Source organism: Bacillus capparidis, from assembly GCF_017832095.1.
In the GTDB taxonomy this organism is placed as follows: domain Bacteria; phylum Bacillota; class Bacilli; order Bacillales; family Bacillaceae; genus Bacillus; species Bacillus gobiensis.
In genome coordinates this window covers 862421-881036 of sequence record NZ_JAFDST010000001.1, presented here as the reverse complement: position 1 = coordinate 881036, position 18616 = coordinate 862421, and the positions used below count along the sequence as shown (strand labels likewise).

General features: G+C 41.1%; 19 protein-coding genes and 1 other RNA gene. 19 read left to right on the top strand and 1 reads right to left on the bottom strand.

What is annotated here, in order from left to right:
- Positions 1–34: 34 nt before the first annotated feature.
- Entirely contained in the window at positions 35–451 is a 417-nt protein-coding gene (locus JOC74_RS04355; RefSeq protein WP_082363824.1) for a YppG family protein, read from the top strand.
- An 18-nt stretch (positions 452–469) separates the two neighbouring features.
- On the opposite strand, the gene JOC74_RS04350 is transcribed toward JOC74_RS04355, so the two are convergent.
- On the bottom strand, positions 470–901 hold the full coding sequence (locus JOC74_RS04350; protein ID WP_053603135.1) for a hypothetical protein: 432 nt from the start codon (positions 899–901) through the stop codon (positions 470–472).
- Between the two features lie 138 nt (positions 902–1039).
- Between JOC74_RS04350 and JOC74_RS04345 the strand changes: the two genes are divergently transcribed.
- The 18 genes from JOC74_RS04345 to JOC74_RS04260 all read left to right on the top strand — a co-directional run bounded on the left by JOC74_RS04345 (position 1040) and on the right by JOC74_RS04260 (position 18608).
- Positions 1040–1546, top strand: a complete 507-nt coding sequence (locus JOC74_RS04345; RefSeq protein WP_053603134.1) for a PTS sugar transporter subunit IIA — start codon at positions 1040–1042, stop codon at positions 1544–1546.
- A gap of 165 nt (positions 1547–1711) precedes the next feature.
- Complete coding sequence (locus tag JOC74_RS04340) at positions 1712–3982, top strand: DEAD/DEAH box helicase (protein WP_053603133.1); 2271 nt, start codon at positions 1712–1714, stop codon at positions 3980–3982.
- A gap of 6 nt (positions 3983–3988) precedes the next feature.
- A complete protein-coding gene (locus JOC74_RS04335; RefSeq protein WP_053603132.1) occupies positions 3989–5224 on the top strand; it encodes a ribonuclease H-like domain-containing protein in 1236 nt (411 codons plus the stop codon).
- A 337-nt stretch (positions 5225–5561) separates the two neighbouring features.
- The gene (locus JOC74_RS04330; protein WP_053603131.1) at positions 5562–5960 is read left to right on the top strand and encodes a spore coat protein; all 399 of its coding nucleotides are present in this window, start codon (positions 5562–5564) and stop codon (positions 5958–5960) included.
- A 134-nt stretch (positions 5961–6094) separates the two neighbouring features.
- Positions 6095–6391 carry a cell division regulator GpsB gene (gpsB, locus tag JOC74_RS04325; protein ID WP_053603130.1) on the top strand — a complete coding sequence of 99 codons (297 nt, stop codon included), beginning with the start codon at positions 6095–6097 and terminating at the stop codon, positions 6389–6391.
- A 43-nt stretch (positions 6392–6434) separates the two neighbouring features.
- An RNA gene (rnpB, locus tag JOC74_RS04320) (RNase P RNA component class B) lies at positions 6435–6813 on the top strand.
- 63 nt (positions 6814–6876) lie between these two features.
- On the top strand, positions 6877–8052 hold the full coding sequence (locus tag JOC74_RS04315; protein WP_225970338.1) for a THUMP domain-containing class I SAM-dependent RNA methyltransferase: 1176 nt from the start codon (positions 6877–6879) through the stop codon (positions 8050–8052).
- Positions 8053–8073: 21 nt separating this feature from the next.
- Positions 8074–8400, top strand: coding sequence for a DUF3219 family protein (locus JOC74_RS04310; RefSeq protein ID WP_312883771.1), 327 nt, complete (start codon positions 8074–8076; stop codon positions 8398–8400).
- A gap of 59 nt (positions 8401–8459) precedes the next feature.
- Positions 8460–8651, top strand: coding sequence for a hypothetical protein (locus tag JOC74_RS04305; protein WP_053603129.1), 192 nt, complete (start codon positions 8460–8462; stop codon positions 8649–8651).
- A 125-nt stretch (positions 8652–8776) separates the two neighbouring features.
- Positions 8777–10708: an ATP-dependent DNA helicase gene (locus JOC74_RS04300; RefSeq protein ID WP_053603128.1), complete on the top strand. Its 1932-nt coding sequence runs from the start codon at positions 8777–8779 to the stop codon at positions 10706–10708.
- Positions 10709–10872: 164 nt separating this feature from the next.
- Complete coding sequence (locus JOC74_RS04295; protein WP_053603127.1) at positions 10873–11826, top strand: ABC transporter substrate-binding protein; 954 nt, start codon at positions 10873–10875, stop codon at positions 11824–11826.
- Between the two features lie 60 nt (positions 11827–11886).
- Positions 11887–12903, top strand: coding sequence for a FecCD family ABC transporter permease (locus JOC74_RS04290; RefSeq protein WP_053603126.1), 1017 nt, complete (start codon positions 11887–11889; stop codon positions 12901–12903).
- A gap of 1 nt (position 12904) precedes the next feature.
- Positions 12905–13933, top strand: a complete 1029-nt coding sequence (locus JOC74_RS04285; RefSeq protein ID WP_053603125.1) for a FecCD family ABC transporter permease — start codon at positions 12905–12907, stop codon at positions 13931–13933.
- A 130-nt stretch (positions 13934–14063) separates the two neighbouring features.
- Complete coding sequence (locus tag JOC74_RS04280) at positions 14064–15572, top strand: carboxypeptidase M32 (protein WP_053606014.1); 1509 nt, start codon at positions 14064–14066, stop codon at positions 15570–15572.
- A gap of 244 nt (positions 15573–15816) precedes the next feature.
- Positions 15817–16269 (top strand): VOC family protein, encoded by a 453-nt coding sequence (locus JOC74_RS04275; RefSeq protein WP_053603124.1) that lies wholly within the window; start codon positions 15817–15819, stop codon positions 16267–16269.
- A 107-nt stretch (positions 16270–16376) separates the two neighbouring features.
- On the top strand, positions 16377–16949 hold the full coding sequence (locus JOC74_RS04270) for a xanthine phosphoribosyltransferase (RefSeq protein WP_053603123.1): 573 nt from the start codon (positions 16377–16379) through the stop codon (positions 16947–16949).
- 55 nt (positions 16950–17004) lie between these two features.
- Complete coding sequence (locus JOC74_RS04265; protein WP_053603122.1) at positions 17005–18102, top strand: type III polyketide synthase; 1098 nt, start codon at positions 17005–17007, stop codon at positions 18100–18102.
- A 2-nt stretch (positions 18103–18104) separates the two neighbouring features.
- Positions 18105–18608, top strand: a complete 504-nt coding sequence (locus tag JOC74_RS04260) for an isoprenylcysteine carboxyl methyltransferase family protein (RefSeq protein ID WP_053603121.1) — start codon at positions 18105–18107, stop codon at positions 18606–18608.
- Positions 18609–18616: the final 8 nt, after the last annotated feature.

Here is an 18616-nt window from a genome sequence, read left to right as displayed (position 1 = left end):
TAGATCATTATTAACGGAAGGAGAGAGTTTAAAATTGAACAATAGGAGACAAACCCGATTATATCCGGAACAGCTTTATGGCTATGCTCCTTATCATTCTTCTGCCCAGCAATATCCGCATTATCCATCTGCTTACCAAACTCATTCACCAGGGGCAGCCCATAATCAATATCCAACTCAACCTCAAACACTGAGTCATATACCTTATTACGATGAGCCAAATTCATATCAAGGCATGCAACAGCTACCTTTATCCTATCCAAATCCATATCCGCAGCCAAGGCCAAATCAGCAGCAGCCTTCACAATTCATGAGCATCATGTCTCAATTCAAGAAATCAAACGGGCAATATGATTTTAATAAGCTGATGGATACGGCGGGCCAAATGATGAATACGGTCAATCAAATGGGATCATTAGCAAAGGGTTTTACAAGCTTTTTTAAATCGTAAAGCATGAATGGGAAGCATTCATGCTTTTGTTTTTTCAAAAGAAATGACCATCGTATTCTGATTTGGCCAGGAAGTACTCATTGATTCCTGGATGACAGGGTAAGGAAGCAAAATCGATTTTGCCATTGAAGATATTTTTTGATAATTGCTTTCCGAATGCTTTACCGTTTCCCTCATAGAAAGATGCAAATATCTCGATTTTACTTCAACGAGAATTTCTCCATTGACAAAAGAATCCGGAACATGCACATCCACGTAAAGGAATGTCTCGTCCTCTCTGATTTCTGTACTTGCCATGGCATTATTCAACTGGTTGGACACAATATTTTGAAATCCATTTAATAATTCGTGAAACGGGGATGAATAAAAGAAATCCTCAACAGCCTTTGACAAGTAATTGCCTAGCTTTTGCACATCTTTTTGGCTATTTTCATTTTTATCCTGACTCATCTTCAGACTCCTTTAGCTGAATTTTTATATAGCCTATGCAGAAAAAGGAAATAAGGTTATAAATTGAGGAAGCTCTCGATATATGATTAAATATAAATATATAAGGTGATTAAAGGGATTTTGAAAGGGGACTATCACATGCTGAAAAAACTGTTTGGCATAGGCAAAGCACAAGACACAAAAAACGAGGAAGCGGTTTATTCGCCAATTGATGGACAAGTTGTTCCTTTAGAAGAGGTTCCAGACCCTGTATTTTCACAAAAAATGATGGGAGAAGGAATTGCTGTCAAGCCTGAAAACGGCAACATTGTATCGCCTGTTGAAGGAGAAATTATTCAATTGTTTCATACAAAGCACGCAGTTGGAATCCGGTCGTTGTCAGGAATAGAGCTGTTAATTCACATCGGACTTGATACTGTAGAACTGATGGGAGAAGGATTCGAAGCTCATGTGAAGGAGGGGGACAAAGTAAAAGTGGGAGATCCGCTCATTACTTGCGACCTTGATTTTATCAGTGAAAAAGCAAGCAGTACGATTACCCCGATTGTTATCACAAACGGAGACATTGTAGAATCAATCGAACCATCCGGTGAATCAGATGCGGTGAAAGGAAAAACAAAGCTGTTTGATATAAAAGTGAAATAACAAAATGCAGGTGAGCCAGCCTGCATTTTTCCTTCGTTAACAGAAGTAAGCAGCATTAGAGGTGAACCGCCATCTACGACGAGGCGGAAATTTGACAGATTTAATTATTTTTCCCTCTTTCGAAACGAACGTCTCCTTAGTACAATAGGGAAAGAGGTGAAAGGGTTGGAACGAAAAAAAGATGTAACTGAGCTTCTCAATGGTTTAAAAGAGGATGATCGGTTTAAGGACCAGATCGTATATTGGCACACTACCCCAAAAAAAGAAGCAAAATATAAGGAGATGCCCGCGGCTTTGGACGACCGCTTGATTCATGCCTTAGCCAAAAAAGGAATAACCCGTCTTTATTCCCATCAATATTCCGCTTATGAAAAAACCGGAAATAAAGAAAACGTTGTCGCAGTAACTCCGACTGCTTCAGGTAAATCTCTCTGTTATCATCTCCCGGTATTACAAGAAATCATCAACGATCAGTCGTCGAGAGCCTTGTATTTATTTCCGACAAAAGCGTTATCACAAGACCAAAAAAGTGAAATGAATGAGCTGATCGAAGAAATTGGAATCGATATTCATTCATATACCTATGACGGGGATACATCACCAGCGATACGGCAAAAGATAAGAAAAGCCGGACATATTGTTATTACAAATCCTGATATGCTTCATTCCGCCATTTTGCCGCACCATACAAAATGGGTTTCTTTGTTTGAAAATCTAAAGTTTATTATTATTGATGAGCTTCACACGTATCGCGGGGTGTTTGGCAGCCATGTAGCCAATGTGATTCGTAGGCTTAAGCGAATTTGCAGCTACTACGGCAGCAATCCAACCTTTATTTGTACATCGGCGACAATCGCCAACCCCCTTGAGCTGGCGGAAACATTGACAGGCTCTAAGATGAATTTAATTTCAGATAACGGCGCACCTTCAGGCAAAAAACATTTTCTTTTTTACAATCCTCCGATTGTTAATCGGTCAATGAATATTCGAAAAAGTGCCGCTCTTGAAGTGAGGACACTTGCAGCAGAGCTTTTAAAAAATCAAATCCAAACGATTGTGTTTGCAAGAAGCAGGGTACGAGTAGAGCTGATATTAAGCTACTTGCAGGATATCATGAGGCCGATTGCCGGCGAGCCCGCTGTACAAGGCTACAGGGGAGGCTACCTTCCTACCGAACGAAGGAAGATTGAAAAAGGACTTCGCAGCGGAGACATCATGGGAGTGGTGAGCACCAACGCGCTGGAGCTAGGGGTGGATATCGGTCAGCTGCAAGCGTGCATTATGACAGGCTACCCCGGAACGATCGCAAGTGCTTGGCAGCAATCAGGGCGAGCAGGCAGAAGAGAAAATGAAGCATTAATCATTATGGTGGCAAGTTCAACGCCTTTGGATCAATACATCATTAAGCACCCTGCTTATTTTTTTGAGCAAACCCCCGAAACAGCCGTCATTGACCCGGATAACCTGGTCATTCTAGTAGATCATTTGAAATGTGCTGCATTCGAGCTCCCATTTAAACAAAATGAACGGTTCGGGCAAACTGAGGTTGAGGACATTCTTGACTATTTAAGAGAACAGGAAGTACTGCATTTACACGATGGGACGTACCATTGGATGAGCGATTCGTTTCCTGCGCATGGAATAAGCCTGCGGGCAGCCTCTCAGGAGAATGTGGTCATCATAGATCAATCCGTGCCGGGAAAAGCAGCTGTCATTGGGGAAATGGACCGTTTTAGCGCAATGACGCTCCTTCATGAGAAAGCGATCTATTTGCATAAAGGTGAACAATTTCAAGTTGAGCTGCTGGATTGGGAGGAAAGAAAAGCATATGTCAGAGAAGTGCAGGTCGATTATTTTACCGATGCCAATCTCGCAGTTGTGCTGAAGGTGCTTGAAATTGATAAGCTGTCTGAAGGCGAGCAGAAAATTACGGGCTTCGGAGACATCACAGTAAATGCCAAAGCGACTATTTTTAAGAAAATTCGCTTTGAAACTCATGAGAACATAGGTTCTGGACCGATTCATCTTCCCGAGGAGGAGCTTCATACGAACGCAGCGTGGGTTCAAGCAACAGATCATCAGGCTAAAAAGTGGAGCGACCTGCAAATGGAACAGGCGCTTCTTGGCGCAGCGAATATTTTGGGCTATGTCGCAGCTCTGCAAGTGATGTGCGACCCTTCTGATCTTCACGTTTATCCCCAGCTCAAAGCAGTACATAATGAAAAGCCGACGATTTTTATCTATGATAAATATCCAGGAGGAGTCGGGTTATCTAAAAAAATCCACGAACAGTTGGATCGTATTATTGCAGAGTCCCACAGGCTTGTAGCCGAATGCCCGTGCCAAACAGGCTGCCCGTCCTGTATTGGGGTAGATTCAGGGGGGCAGAAAGCAAAAGAACTCGTAATGCGCCTTTTAAATGACTGGAAGGATTGAACGGATATGTCGTCGATGAAAGGAAAACTAAACAGGATGAAAAAGCATCTCAGGAGCGAACCGGAAAAAACCGATTCGAAGCAAACGAGCTCTGCGGTTGAACCTAATATTGATTCATGGGAAAGGCTTGGAGCCGCTCCTTGTTTTTTTGAAGATGACTATTGCTTCGTTCGCGAAGTGACATATCCTTTGTCCGCTATGCATGGGAAGTATTCTTTGGCTGAGCTGCAACAGGTCGTTGAGATGTGGAATCAAACCAACATCGAGCACTCGTTATCGAGCAAAGGCTATCAAGCGAATCAGCTTTTTTTCTTTGATACGGAAACAACCGGTTTGTCTGGTGTCGGGCATTCAATTTTCTTATTAGGACATGCCAGAGTATATGATGACAAGGTGGTTGTCAGGCAGCAGATTTTGCCCGGACCGGGGCACGAGGTTGCTTTTTACCACTCGTTTTTAAGTGAGGTCGATATTAAATCTCTAGTGACCTATAACGGAAAAGCCTTTGATTGGCCGCATGTGAAAACGAGACATACCTTGTTAAGAAATAAACTTCCTGCGCTTCCTTCCTATGGGCACTTTGATTTGCTGCATGGTGCAAGAAGGCTGTGGAAGCACAAGCTTGACCGTGTATCATTAAGCAATGTCGAACAGGATGAACTGGAGGTTACAAGAGATGAAGATACACCAGGATTTCTAGCTCCGATGCTCTACTTTTCCTATTTAAAATCAAAAGATCCTGAAATTCTAAAAGGTGTCTTGAAGCATAATGAAGAGGACTTGCTTTCGTTAATTACGCTTTATATTCATATCTCCAAAAAAATTCTAAATCCGATCCGTACGGACGAACCGCTGGAAACGTATGAAATGGCCAGGTGGATGATCGCCCACAATCAAACAGATGAGGCAATCAGGCAATTAAAGAACCTGAGGCATGTGACGTTTGATAAAACAGAACATGCTAATCTGGATTTGTCATTTCTGTACAAGAAAAAAGGGTATTATTCAGAAGCCTCTGAAATATGGCTGAGCCTTCTAGCTGCTACAAATCTTAAAGTAAGACACGATGCTGGTATCGAGCTTGCTAAATACAAGGAGCACCAGGAAAAAGAATACGAATCAGCACTCGAAATAACAACAGCTCTACTTCACGACTATGAAGAAGCAAAAGATCTAAAAAATGAGAAAAGAATTGAATCTTTAAAGAGAAGGCAAAAGCGCCTTCTCAGAAAATTATCATAGAAGAAATTCTCGAGAAAATATTCCCCGGGCAAGCGCAAAAGCTGACGGATTTCGCCCTTTATCCCGGGATCTTTTTGAAATATATCTTCCATTAAAGAAGAATCGTGGCGATTCCTGTAATCGATTGTTAGCATAATTTTTAAGGAGTATTGGAAAATGTATAGAGGAATGTTTTATCTATTTTTTGTTGTAGTATTTTTAATCGTTTTTTTTCTTGCAAATTTCGGCCAAAGCTTTTTAAATCACATTTAAAATAGGTCGTTTCATTAGTACATGTTATCAGACCATTTCATAGGTTAATAATGTAAGATAGAAGCTTATGAAAGGGGATTGTTTCATGTTTTGTAGACCAAGACCAAATATGATGGCTCCCATTGTTCATCCGACGAAACACTGCCAAAACAACACATTCTCAGAATCAGTTGTTCCGCACATTCATCCAACTCACGTGAACAATGTTAATCATCATAAATTCAATCACGTTCATTACTATCCGCAAACACAGTCACAGTCGAATCAAGTATCACATCAGAATTTCAATGCGCCCGGTCCATACCCTGGTCAAGTGGCAGGAGCACAAATGGGACCAGGACAAATGGGTCCGGGACAAATGGGTCCTGATCCAGGCCAAGTAGCAGGTGCACAAACAGGCCAGTTTCCAAACCAGATGTTTCCTGGTCAGGTTGGCGGGGCTCAAGAAGGTCCTGGATCTGGGAAAGGCTACCGGAAAAAATAGCTGTATCGGACAAATGGGGCAGATCGTTGCCCCATTTTTTTCATACATTCCGGGTGTTCGCATAGTGAACATTTGACAACTGCTGATTTTTTTGAAAAAATATAGTATGATGATTCACGAATGAGGTGAAGGTTATGCTTGCTGAAAAAGTAAAGCTATCTGCTAAAGAAATTTTGGAAAAGGAATTTAAAACCGGGGTCAGAGGCTATAGACAAGAAGAAGTAGACAAATTTCTTGATATGGTCATTAAAGACTATGAAACCTTTCATCAAGAAATAGAGGAGCTGCAGCAGGAGAATCTTCAGCTGAAACGCCAGCTTGAAGAAGCAAATAAAAAGCAGCCTGTGCAATCTAACACTACGAACTTTGACATCTTGAAACGTTTATCAAATTTGGAAAAACACGTATTTGGAAGTAAATTATACGATTGACTTGTTTCTTTTGCCGTAATCATTTATAATAGGTACAGTTTTAACGTTCGGGTAATTGCTGCAGATCCAATCTGTAGAGGAAAGTCCATGCTCGCACGGTGCTGAGATGCCCGTAGTGTTCGTGCCTGGCCAAAAAATAAGCCAGGGCAGCTTGACGGCTGACGGCAGGAAAAAGGCCTAAATCTTTTTAGACATGGCCGAGTAACCTTGAAAGTGCCACAGTGACGAAGTCTCGCTAGAAATGGCGAGAGTGGAACGGGTAAACCCCACGAGCGAGAAACCCAAATTTTGGTAGGGGAACCTTCCTGAAGAAAGTGAACGGATGGAAGGACAGAATTTCGATTCTGTAGATAGATGATTACCGCCTTTGTACGAGGCAGCGGCCGTTTGCAGTACTGAGGAACAAAACATGGCTTACAGAACGTTGAAAATGTTAATCGAAATGATTTTAAGCTCTCCCATTAAAGGAGAGCTTTTATCTTGAAATGCAACTTTTAATGATATTGGGTGATCAAATGACATATACACTGATTGCAACTGCTCCTATGGGCATTGAATCAATTGTAGCAAATGAAGTGAAAAATCTTGGATATGAATGTAAGGTTGAGAACGGAAAAGTTATTTTTCAAGGGGACGAGCAGGCCATCTGCAGAGCCAATATGTGGCTGAGAACAGCTGACCGAGTAAAAATAAAAATTGCAGAATTCCCTGCAAAAACATTTGATCAGCTTTTTGAACAAACGAAAGCGCTTGATTGGAGCCGATTTATACCTGAAGGCGGCCAGTTTCCCGTTGTCGGAAAATCGCATAAATCCGTACTCGCGAGTGTTCCTGATTGTCAGAGGATTGTCAAAAAAGCAATTGCAGAAAAGCTAAAGCAGCAGTACAAAAAAAATTCAGAATTCCTGGATGAGACAGGAGCAGTATATAAAATCGAAATTTCACTGCTAAAGGATAAAGCAACGATCACCCTTGATACGTCAGGAGCTGATGCTCTACATAAAAGAGGCTATCGTGTTGATCAAGGAACAGCACCATTAAAGGAAACGCTGGCAGCAGCTCTTGTTCTGTTAACGAATTGGACACCCGACCGTCCCTTTGTCGATCCGTTTTGCGGCTCTGGAACCATCCCGATTGAAGCAGCTCTTATCGGACAAAATATTGCACCGGGGTTTAATCGTGATTTTGTGTCAGAAGGGTGGTCTTGGATGCCTAAAAATAAATGGGATCAGGCGAGACAGGAAGCAGAGGATCTTGCTAATTACGATCAGGAGCTTAGCATTTCTGGATGTGACATCAATCACCGCATGATCGAAATTTCTCAACAAAACGCGGAAGAGGCAGGGCTTGGCGGCATTATAAACTTTAAACAAATGCAGGTAAAGGATTTCAGATCATCTTCTGATTACGGAGTTGTCGTCGGAAATCCGCCATACGGCGAGCGAATCGGCGATAAAAAAGAAGTCGATCAAATGTATAAGGACATGGGCAGGGTCTTTAACGATCTCCATACATGGTCCGTTTACGTCCTCACTTCGAATGAGCAATTCGAAGAGTTATACGGTAAGAAAGCAACTAAAAAAAGAAAGCTTTTTAACGGATTTATTAAAACGGATTATTATCAATTTTGGGGAAAGCGTCCCCCGCGTCGGGAAGGATAATGTAGTCTTAGGAGGCTGGTTATGGTAAACGTGGTTATACTAAATGATGTCCATTTACACATTTCCGATTACCAGCAAAACATAGTAAAAGCAGCTAACGGAAAAGAGTTGCTTCAGGTGTCGTTTGCGTTTCAGGTAAGAAGCGAGGAGTATCATGATATAGCCGTGCTTTTGTATGAACGGACATTTGCTGTTTCTGTTCCGGAGAATGGGTTAAGTTTTAAAGGAACAATTTCAAATTATGCGACCTCTATAACCAATCTTTATAAGGAAAAATGTTGTAGGAAAGTACACCTTGGAATTAACGGAAGTTCTGGAAGAAAACAGGCCGTAATATTTCTGGTATAAGCGTTATTCAATTTGCATAAACTTGTGATTATTCTCTTTTTTAGAGGTGATCATCCATTATGAATAACAGCCACTATGATTTAATTGAAAAGGCGCTTGACGCGATCGAGGCGGAATTGCGGAATGCAGAAGCCTTAGATGAAGATTTTCAATCGATTTTCAATGCGAAAGAAAACCTGCAAAAAGCGAAACAGCATCAATCATCTGCGGATCACCCGTTTTTCAATATGCATTCGATAAGCAGAAAGTAAGTGAGTGAGAGTCGGCATCGCTTGGGGTGCCGGTTTTTGCTTTCTAATATCTCCTAAAGCAGGCAAATGAAACAAATGTAAGTATTAAGATTCTTAGATTGTAGAGGACGGAGGTTGATGCATACATGACAACATCAAAGCTGCCATTTGCTTTAACAAAATCAACAAATTTTTATCAAGAGCTGAACAATTGGATCGGTGACGTTTTTTACGATATTTTACCTGAAAAAGGCTTTGAATTAAGAGATGAACAAATATTCATGGCGTTTCAGCTCGAACAAGCCTTTAAAGATAAAAAGGTGATGTTTGCTGAAGCAGGTGTTGGGACAGGTAAAACACTTGTATATCTTCTATTTGCCATCAGCCATGCAAGATATACTGGCAAGCCCGCCATTATTGCTTGCGCGGATGAAACGTTGATTGAACAGCTTGTGAAAAAGGAAGGCGACATCGCCAAAATAAGAGAGCATTTGAATCTTCAAATTGATGCGAGACTTTCCAAATCACACGATCAATATTTATGTTTGAAAAAATTAGAAAAAACGATGCAGCTTTCGGATGAGGAGAAATGGCTTGATCTTTACGAATCCTTACCGTCATTTGTCCATGAATCATCGGCCATGCAAGCTTTTTACCCGTACGGAGATAGAAAAGATTATCATGAGCTTTCCGACGCCGAATGGGCTAAAGTTGGCTATGATTCTTTCCAAGATTGCTTAACCTGTGACATGAGACACCGCTGCGGATTGACTCTTTCCAGAGACCATTATCGAAAGTCAACAGATCTAATTATCTGTTCTCATGATTTTTACATGCAGCACATCTGGACGGAAGAAAGCAGAAAAAGGGAAGGACAGCTTCCGTTATTGCCTGACCACAGTTCTGTCGTATTTGATGAAGGACATTTGCTTGAATACGCTGCGCAAAAAGCTTTGACGTATCGGGTGAAGCAAGGGACACTCGAAATGTTCCTTGAACGTCTTCTTCAAAATGATATTAGAGAAGAGTTTGCCGAATTGATTGAAGAGACACTTCTAGAAAATGATCGTTTTTTTGCCAAGCTTCGTAAGCATAGTGAAACTATTGCTGGTTCAGACCGCATGCAAATTCTTCAAATGGAAGAGTTGAAAACCGAGGCATTTTCTCTTTACAAAAAGCTTGAGCAAATCGGGGAAGCACTCGTGTTCGAAGGTGAGCTGTATACGATTGACCATTACGCACTGACTGTCGTGGAAGAGTACATTGAGCAAATGGCGCATTCTCTCTCATTGTTCCATGAGGATGCGATCAGCTGGGTCGAGAGCAAGGATGGAGATACGACACTGACTATCATGCCAAAGACCGTTTCGGAGGTATTGGGAGAGCGGGTATTTTCGAAAAATATTCCTTTTATCTTTTCTTCAGCTACCCTTTCAGAAACAGGATCGTTTGATTACATGGCCAAAAGCTTAGGGATCAAGGATTTTATCAGCTTTACTGTTGATTCTCCTTATGATTATGAGGAACAAATGAAAATAACGATTGAAAGAATGCCTGAATCAAATCATCCCAATGAAATGAAAGCTGTTGAAGTTGTGAATCGAATCAAAGAATACGAAGGGAAAACACTTGTTTTATTTCCTACATTCGAAGAGCTTATGACGTTTAAAAAACAACAAATCGAACATCAATTTGATTTTCCTATCTATTTCGAAGGCGATGAAGAAATATCAACGCTCGTGAAAAAATTCCAAACCGAACAAGCTTCTGTATTGTGTACTGTACACCTTTGGGAAGGTCTCGATATTCCAGGTGCGTCTTTAGAGCATGTCGTCATTTGGTCGCTTCCGTTTCCTCCGTTTGATCCTGTATTTGAATCGAAGAGAAACGGTGCAGAGAATGCGTATCAAGAAGTGGATTTACCGTACATGCTTCTAAGGCTTCGCCAAGGGATCGGCCGTTTGATCCGATCGAGTGAGGATACGGGTACAATTGATATTTTCATAGGCACAGAGCAGGAAACAAATGTACTTCCAGAAGTTGAAAGGGTATTACCGGTAAAGCCTGCTGCCTCCTAAAAAACGAAGAAAAGCTGACAAAGCTTTTCTTTTTTATTTATGGCAAATGGAATAAAGTAACGTTAGGAGCAACTTTTTTTCTCCAATGAGGTGCAGGCTATTGACCTCCCAATTGATAATGGTTATCATTGCTATTATGGTGAAATTGACAGGAGGTTTACGAATTGATACATAGTTACCGGCTTCAATGGAGACTCGTCTTTTCCGTATTTTTGCTGGTTATTCTGGCAGCGTGCGGAAACGGCACCCAAACTGAGCCTAAAAATGAAAAGAATACAAAAGAAATAAAGCATTCACTAGGAACAGCCAACGTTCCGGAACATCCTGAACGAATAATTACACTTGAGCTAGGCTTCACTGAATTAGCTGCAACCTTGGGAACCAATCCGGTAGGAGTAGCTGACGATGAGCGGCCTGAAAGAATTCCACAAGCGATCCGAGAAAAAATTGAAGGCTACCAATCAGTGGGTACCCGCTCACAACCCAATTTGGAAGTCATTCGGAGCTTAAATCCTGATCTAATTATTGCAGACGTTGACCGTCATAAAAACATCTATAAGGAATTATCCAACATCGCGCCAACGATCGCCTTGAAAAGCGATACAGCCGGCTATCAGGATGTATTAGCTGCAACTGAGATTGTCGGAAAGTCTCTCGGCAAAGAGGAAGAAGCAGATAAGCTGATAGCTGATCATAAAAAGAAAGCGGATGAGACAAAAGCTAAGCTGGATATAAAAGACAAAAAAGTTCTGCAAGCTGGGTACTCATCGGAAAGCAATACATTTGAAGTTCCAACCTCTTCTTACTTTACTCCGAATTTTTTAACAACGGTGGGCATCAATTACGATTTAAAAGATGAGCAAGAGGTTCAACAGGAAATGACAATAGAGCAACTTGTGAATATTGATCCTGATGTACTGATCATCACAAAAACAGAAGATGAACCTTCTGCTAAAGACGCACTGAAAAATGATAAGCTTTGGAATGAATTAACTGCTGTACAAACAAATCAAGTCTATGAAGTAGACCATAATGATTGGTCGAGACGCCGGAGTATCCCTGCAGCCAATGATATTATGGAAGACTTGGGTTCAATGTTTGTGAAAGATAATCAATGATTGTGATAAGGAACAGAACATACTTTTTTGTTCTGTTCTCTTCATTTGGGGTGAACGCTCATGGATCCGCATAAAAAAAAGATCGTGATATGTCTATTAAGTTTATTTTTTATTATTATTTTGTTTTTTTATTTATCTTTAAAAATCGGCGCCTTTTCTTATTCGTTTTCATCTATCATACATTTTTTATTTTCAGGTGAAACGTCAAAAGAATCGATTGTATTCAACGATGTTCGATTGCCAAGAGCTGTCATCACTGCGGTTATCGGAGCGAATTTGGCGGTGGCAGGGGCACTTATGCAGATTTTAACGAAAAATCCACTTGCCTCACCAAGCGTATTCGGTATTAACGCGGGTGCATCGTTTACAGTCGTCAGTTTCATCGTTTTTATTCCGGGAATAATGGGATGGCCTCTTTTGCTCGCCGCATTTTTGGGTGGTTTTATTGCAGCTGCACTTATTTTTCTTATTAGTTCGATATTGAAAGGCGGAAATCTGGAGGTAAAGGTTGCCTTAACCGGGGTAGCCATTCAAGCCTTGCTTTCATCCTGTACGCAAGGGCTGCTTTTATTCAATGAAGATTCAGCGCAAAACATCCTAGTCTGGCTGGCAGGTACTGTCGCCGGAACAAAGTGGGAGGATGTTTTTCTTATTTTGCCGGTCAGCCTTATTGCTCTTATCGTTTCTTTTTGTTTGGCGGGTCCGCTATCCGTTTTGGCGCTTGGAGATGATGTGGCTAGAGGATTGGGACAACGAATTTTCATCCTAAAAGCAGCAGCAGGTTTTCTCGTCGTCGTGTTGGCGGGGGCATCTGTTGCAGCAGTAGGTCCTATTGGCTTTGTCGGATTAATTACCCCCCACGTGGTGAGGTATATCGCTGGAACTGATTACAGAGTCATTCTGCCATTGAGTGCTTTGTTTGGAGGGGCTCTTTTATTGGCTGCTGACGTCATGTCCAGATTTATCGCTTTTCCATATGAAACACCAGTTGGGATAGTAACAGCTTTAATTGGAGCACCATATTTTATTTATTTGGCTAAGTTTTACAAAAAACGAAGATCTTTTTCGAGGGCTTGAAATGAAGAAAAGAAATGAGGAACATGTTGTGAACAACCGGAGGGGCATCATCATAATTACTGCATTATTCATATGTTTGTTAATATTTTCAATCATAAATATCGGAATTGGTGCCGTTCCTATTTCTCCTATGTCGGTCGTTAAGGCCATCGTCGGTATCGGAAATCATAACGAAGCCTATATTATTTTACATTACCGATTGCCTAGAATTGTACTGGCTATTCTTGTGGGTGGAAGCCTTGCGGTTGCAGGATTAATCGCCCAGTCTGTTTTGCAAAATCCGCTTGCAGCACCGGATACTCTCGGTATTTCCGGCGGTGCGAGCGTGGCTGCTGTTTTCTGCTCATTGATGCTACCGCAGCTTCCAAGCGTATTCATCGGGCTTTCTGCATTTATCGGAGGAACGATTGCTGCGCTCTTCGTGTATTTCATTGCTTACGATTCTGGTACGGAACCTATCAGGCTGGCTTTGGTCGGTATTGCAGTCAGTGCCTTTTGCGGATCGGGTGTTCAGTTGTTTTTGACACAAGCGGATACAAATGTGCAAACTGCTCTGTTATGGCTGAATGGGAGCTTGTTCGGACGAACCTGGGAAAACGTCATTCAACTTCTTCCGTGGGCCATCCTATGTCTCATATTTGCAGGTTTGTCAGGGGAAATTTTGAATTCTTTGCAGCTGGGTCAAGACGTGGCGGCGAGCCTTGGAATTAAAGTGGAGTGGATGAGGTTTGTTTTATTAGGGATTTCTGTCCTATTAACAGGATCAAGTGTTGCGGCTGCTGGAATGATTGGTTTTGTCGGTTTAATAAGCCCGCATATATCAAGACAGCTGGTAGGGGCAGACCACCGTTATCTCCTGCCAGTCAGTATTCTTACAGGAGCACTAATTCTATTGATTGCCGATTCAATCGGAAGAGGAATCATGCCGCCGATTGAATTTCCTGCTGGCCTGATTACCGCAGTAATCGGTGCACCTTATTTTATTTATTTATTATGGCGTGAATCCAGAAATACTAGCAGCAAGGCATAACTGCGACATCTTTTATGCTGTTTCTCCTATATGCTTCGAACCTTGTTTTTTGATTGACTTATCCAAGTGTTTACATTAATCTGAAATCTATTAATGCTCTTATTCTGGTATAGGGGGAGAACTTGTGGCTATGGCTATCAGCGAAAAAGAAACAGAATTCCTTTCGATATTAAAAAAAATTACTCGTTATGAAGAGGCAGTCAGCCTTTTGTTTTGGGATGCCAGAACAGGGGCACCGAAGAAAGGCGCTTCGGACCGGGCAGAAACTATCGGAGAATTATCGGCAGTCATCTTTGAAATGCAAACGTCAGAAAAAATAAAAGACCTGATTGAAAGCTTAAGCAACGAATCAGACCACATACATAATGATACGAGACACGCCGTCGAAGAAGCAAAAAAAGTGTATGATCTTTTCAGCAAAATTCCAGCAGAAGAATATCAAGCCTTCGTTGTACTTCAATCTCAAGCGGAAACCGTGTGGGAGGAAGCGAAAGAAAAAGCCGACTTTTCCCTATTTGCTCCGTATTTGGAAAAGCTGATTGATTATAAAAAACGCTTTCTTGGGTACTGGGGATACTCCGGTAATAAATATAATACGTTATTAGATCAATATGAACCGGGATTGACGGTTGAGAAACTGGACGAAATGTTTGGTAAATTAAAAGAAGCGATTGTTCCGCTAGTGAAAAAAGTAGGTCAATCATCAAGTCAGCCAGATACAAGCTTCGCGTCTGTTTTTTTTCCTAAGGAAGACCAAAAAAAGCTTAGCCTCTTTTTTCTAAAGGAATTGGGCTATGATTTTAACGCGGGTAGATTAGACGAAACCGTTCACCCTTTTCAAATTACGATTAATCCGGGTGATGCCCGAGTAACGACGAAATACAATGAATACGACTTTCGCTCCGCATTATTTGGAACGATTCATGAATGCGGTCATGCGATGTATGAGCAAAACATTGATGAAGCCTTAAGCGGGACGAATTTAAGACAAGGAACTTCAATGGGGATCCATGAATCCCAATCGCTCTTTTTTGAAAATTTTATTGGAAGAAACCAAAGCTTTTGGAATAGGTATTTTACGGACGTTAAAAGCCATGCCCCAGAGGCTTTTAAAACGGTGGATGAAGATCAGTTTTACCGCGCGGTGAATGAATCAAAACCTTCTTTAATTCGAGTCGAAGCCGACGAATTAACGTATCCGCTTCATATTATGGTTCGGTATGAGATCGAAAAAGCAATATTTAATGACGAAGTAACGGTAGATCAGCTGCCAGATCTATGGAATTCCAAATACGAGGCATACCTTGGAATCAGTCCGTCAAACGATGCTGAGGGGATTTTACAGGATGTTCATTGGTCCGGCGGAGATTTCGGTTATTTTCCTTCTTATGCGTTAGGATATATGTATGCAGCCCAGTTTAAAAACAAATTGGCTGAAGACATACCTGAATTTGAACAGCTTATTGAAAAAGGTGAGTTTCAGCAAATCATACAATGGCTGAAAGAAAACGTTCATGTCCACGGAAAGCGGAAGAAGCCTCTTGAGATCATCCGGGAGGTTACGAACGAAGAATTAAACGTTCAGTATTTAATTGACTATTTAACGGATAAATACGAAACTCTCTATTTGAAGCCGTAAGAAAACCTGGTGTTAATTTAAAATAAAGTTTGATACTTTGTAAAAAAGTTCGATAATTTCTAATAAAGTTTGATTAAAAGTCCTGTATGATATGCAGGATTTTTTTGTTCCGCAATCGGGCCATTTTGCGGAATAACTAAGATTATTTGCTGGGTTCAGTAGGGATGGAAGGGGGACTGGAACGTCGACATTAACCATTTCTGTTAAACTAGTAACCAGAAATATTCTTTAGGAGGCTAACAAGATGGCAATAAAATATGTTCACACAAATATTATCGCAAATGATTGGGAAAAGCTGGCTAATTTTGATATAGAGGTTTTTAACTGTAAACCTCTATATCCTGAAAGAAATCTTTCGGGTGGATGGATAGAAAAAGTGACGAATATTGATAAAGCTAGAATTAAAGGTATTCACCTCAGATTACCGGGATATAACGTGGGGCCAACTTTAGAGATTTTTCAATATGATCCAGAGAATCTTAGGGTTAATTCTTCATATGTAAATCAGCAGGGATATGGACATATTGCATTTCATGTGGATGATGTTGAAAAGGTTTTGACGAAGTTGATAGAACATGGCGGAGAAAAATACGGAGAGTTAGTGAACCAACAATATGAATCACTTGGTTTATTGACGGTTGTTTATGCAAAAGACCCTGAAGGTAACATTATTGAAATCCAAAACTGGAAGAGTTAAGAACGTTTTTAATCAAACTTTTTTTCAAAGCTACACCTGGTCAGATAAACCAGTTTTTTTTCGGCAGTCAATCAGCATGGATTTACCTATATTGGAGGTATAATTTTATGAAAATGTTAAAGGATAAAATAGCTGCGGAAGGGATTGTTCTTTCCGATGAGATTTTAAAAGTCGACTCGTTTTTAAACCACCAAATCGATCCCGTCCTAATGTACCAAATAGGGAAGGAGTTTGCCAAAAGGTTTCAAGAGGAGCCGATTACAAAAATTGTGACGATTGAGTCTTCAGGCATTGCTCCTGCAGTTATGGCCGGACTAGTCCTCGGCGTACCTGTTATTTTTGCACGTAAGCGGCAGTCTCTTACACTAAACGAAAATTTGCTCACAGCCACCGTCTATTCATTTACTAAGCATACGGAGTCGACCATTGCGATCTCAGGCAGCTATTTAAATCAGGAGGATCATGTATTAATCATTGATGACTTTTTAGCCAATGGCGAAGCTGCCAATGGGTTGGCAGGTATTATTAATCAATCAGAAGCAAGCTTAGCGGGAATAGGAATTGTGATTGAAAAATCATTTCAACAAGGAAGAAAAAAGCTTGAGGAACAAGGAATAAAGGTCGAATCGCTCGCAAGGGTCAACTCACTTACTAATGGTATAGTCGATTTCCTCAACTGATACATTGAATAGTTCATTCTCACACGGGACACCTTAACTTCATGGAGGTGAGAGAATGAGCTATGTGCTTTCCATCGGGACAAGTCTGCCAGACTATCAGTTGAGCCAGTCCGATGCAATTCAATTTGCAAGAGAAATGTTTAAAGATTCGTTTCAAGATATAGAACGGCTGCTGAAATCCTTTACTAATGGAGATATAGAAAGCAGGCAGTTTGTTAAACCGCTAGAATGGTATTTCGCGAATCATTCATTTCAAGAAAAAAACCGCGTATACATAGAAATGGCGCTAAAGCACAGCATAGATGCCGTTCAAGCTTGCTTAACGAACGAGCGTCTTGGACAGACAGTTTTGCCGGAACAAATTGATGCAATTATTTTTGTCAGCTCGACAGGCTTATCCACTCCAAGCATTGAGGCGAAGCTTATGAATGCGCTCCCTTTTCGCAAATCGACAAAAAGAATGCCTTTATGGGGATTGGGGTGCGCTGGCGGTGCATCCGGACTTTCAAGAGCACATGAATATTGTCAGGCGTTTCCGGAAGCATTTGTATTAGTCATTGCTGTTGAGCTTTGCAGTTTAACCTTCCAGCAAGGGGATAAAAGCAAAAGCAACTTAATCGGGACATCATTATTTGGCGACGGGATTGCCTGTGCTCTGTTGTGCGGAGATGAAGCCAGGCGAAATCTTGACTGCAATTCCTTATTTCCTAAAATTCTTAATACACAATCGATGCTAATGGAGCATTCAGAGGACGTGATGGGCTGGGAATTTACCGACGAAGGCTTTAAAGTCATTTTCTCACGAGATATACCTGCGATCATTCAACAATGGCTAAAAAGAAATGTCGACACTTTTTTAGAGCAAAATCAGCTGGAGATAAATAAAATCGGTCCATTTCTCGCTCATCCCGGCGGCAAAAAAGTATTAGATGCTTATAAGAAAAGCCTATCCATGTCAGACAGCCAGCTTGAGTTCTCGAAACGAGTATTGGCGAAGCATGGCAATATGTCGTCTTCCACTGTTTTTTTTGTGTTGGAAGAGCATGCCCGCCGAAATAAAATAGGCATAGAGAAATATGGATTAATCGGTGCTCTTGGTCCGGGATTTTCTTCAGAGCTGCTGCTTGTCTCATGGGAAAGGGTGGAAGCTTAAATATGTTTTGGCTGATGATAAGTATTCTTCTTCTGCAAAGAGTCAGTGAGCTCTTTCTGGCAAATCGAAATGAAAACACCGTCAAAAAATTAGGTGCGGTTGAGTATGGAAGGAAGCATTATCCGTTCCTAGTCAGCATGCATGGTTTATTTTTTCTTTGCTTTATGCTCGAGGTTAATTTGTTGGAGCGGACATTGTCCGGCTGGTGGGGAATTTTGCTGCCTTTTATTTGCCTCGTACAGCTGATTAGATACTGGGCAATTTTCTCACTGGGATTTTACTGGAATACGAAAATTTTTGTTATTCCGGACGCTGAACTTTGTAGCAAAGGCCCTTATAAATGGAGCAGGCATCCAAATTATATCGTCGTTGCTCTGGAATTTATTTTGCTGCCTTTGCTGTATAATGCATATGTCACCGCTTTTATGTTTACCGTATTAAACGCATGTATGATGAGAATAAGAATCCAAGAAGAAGAAAAAGCATTGCAGCTGAATAGGAATTAATATTGAAA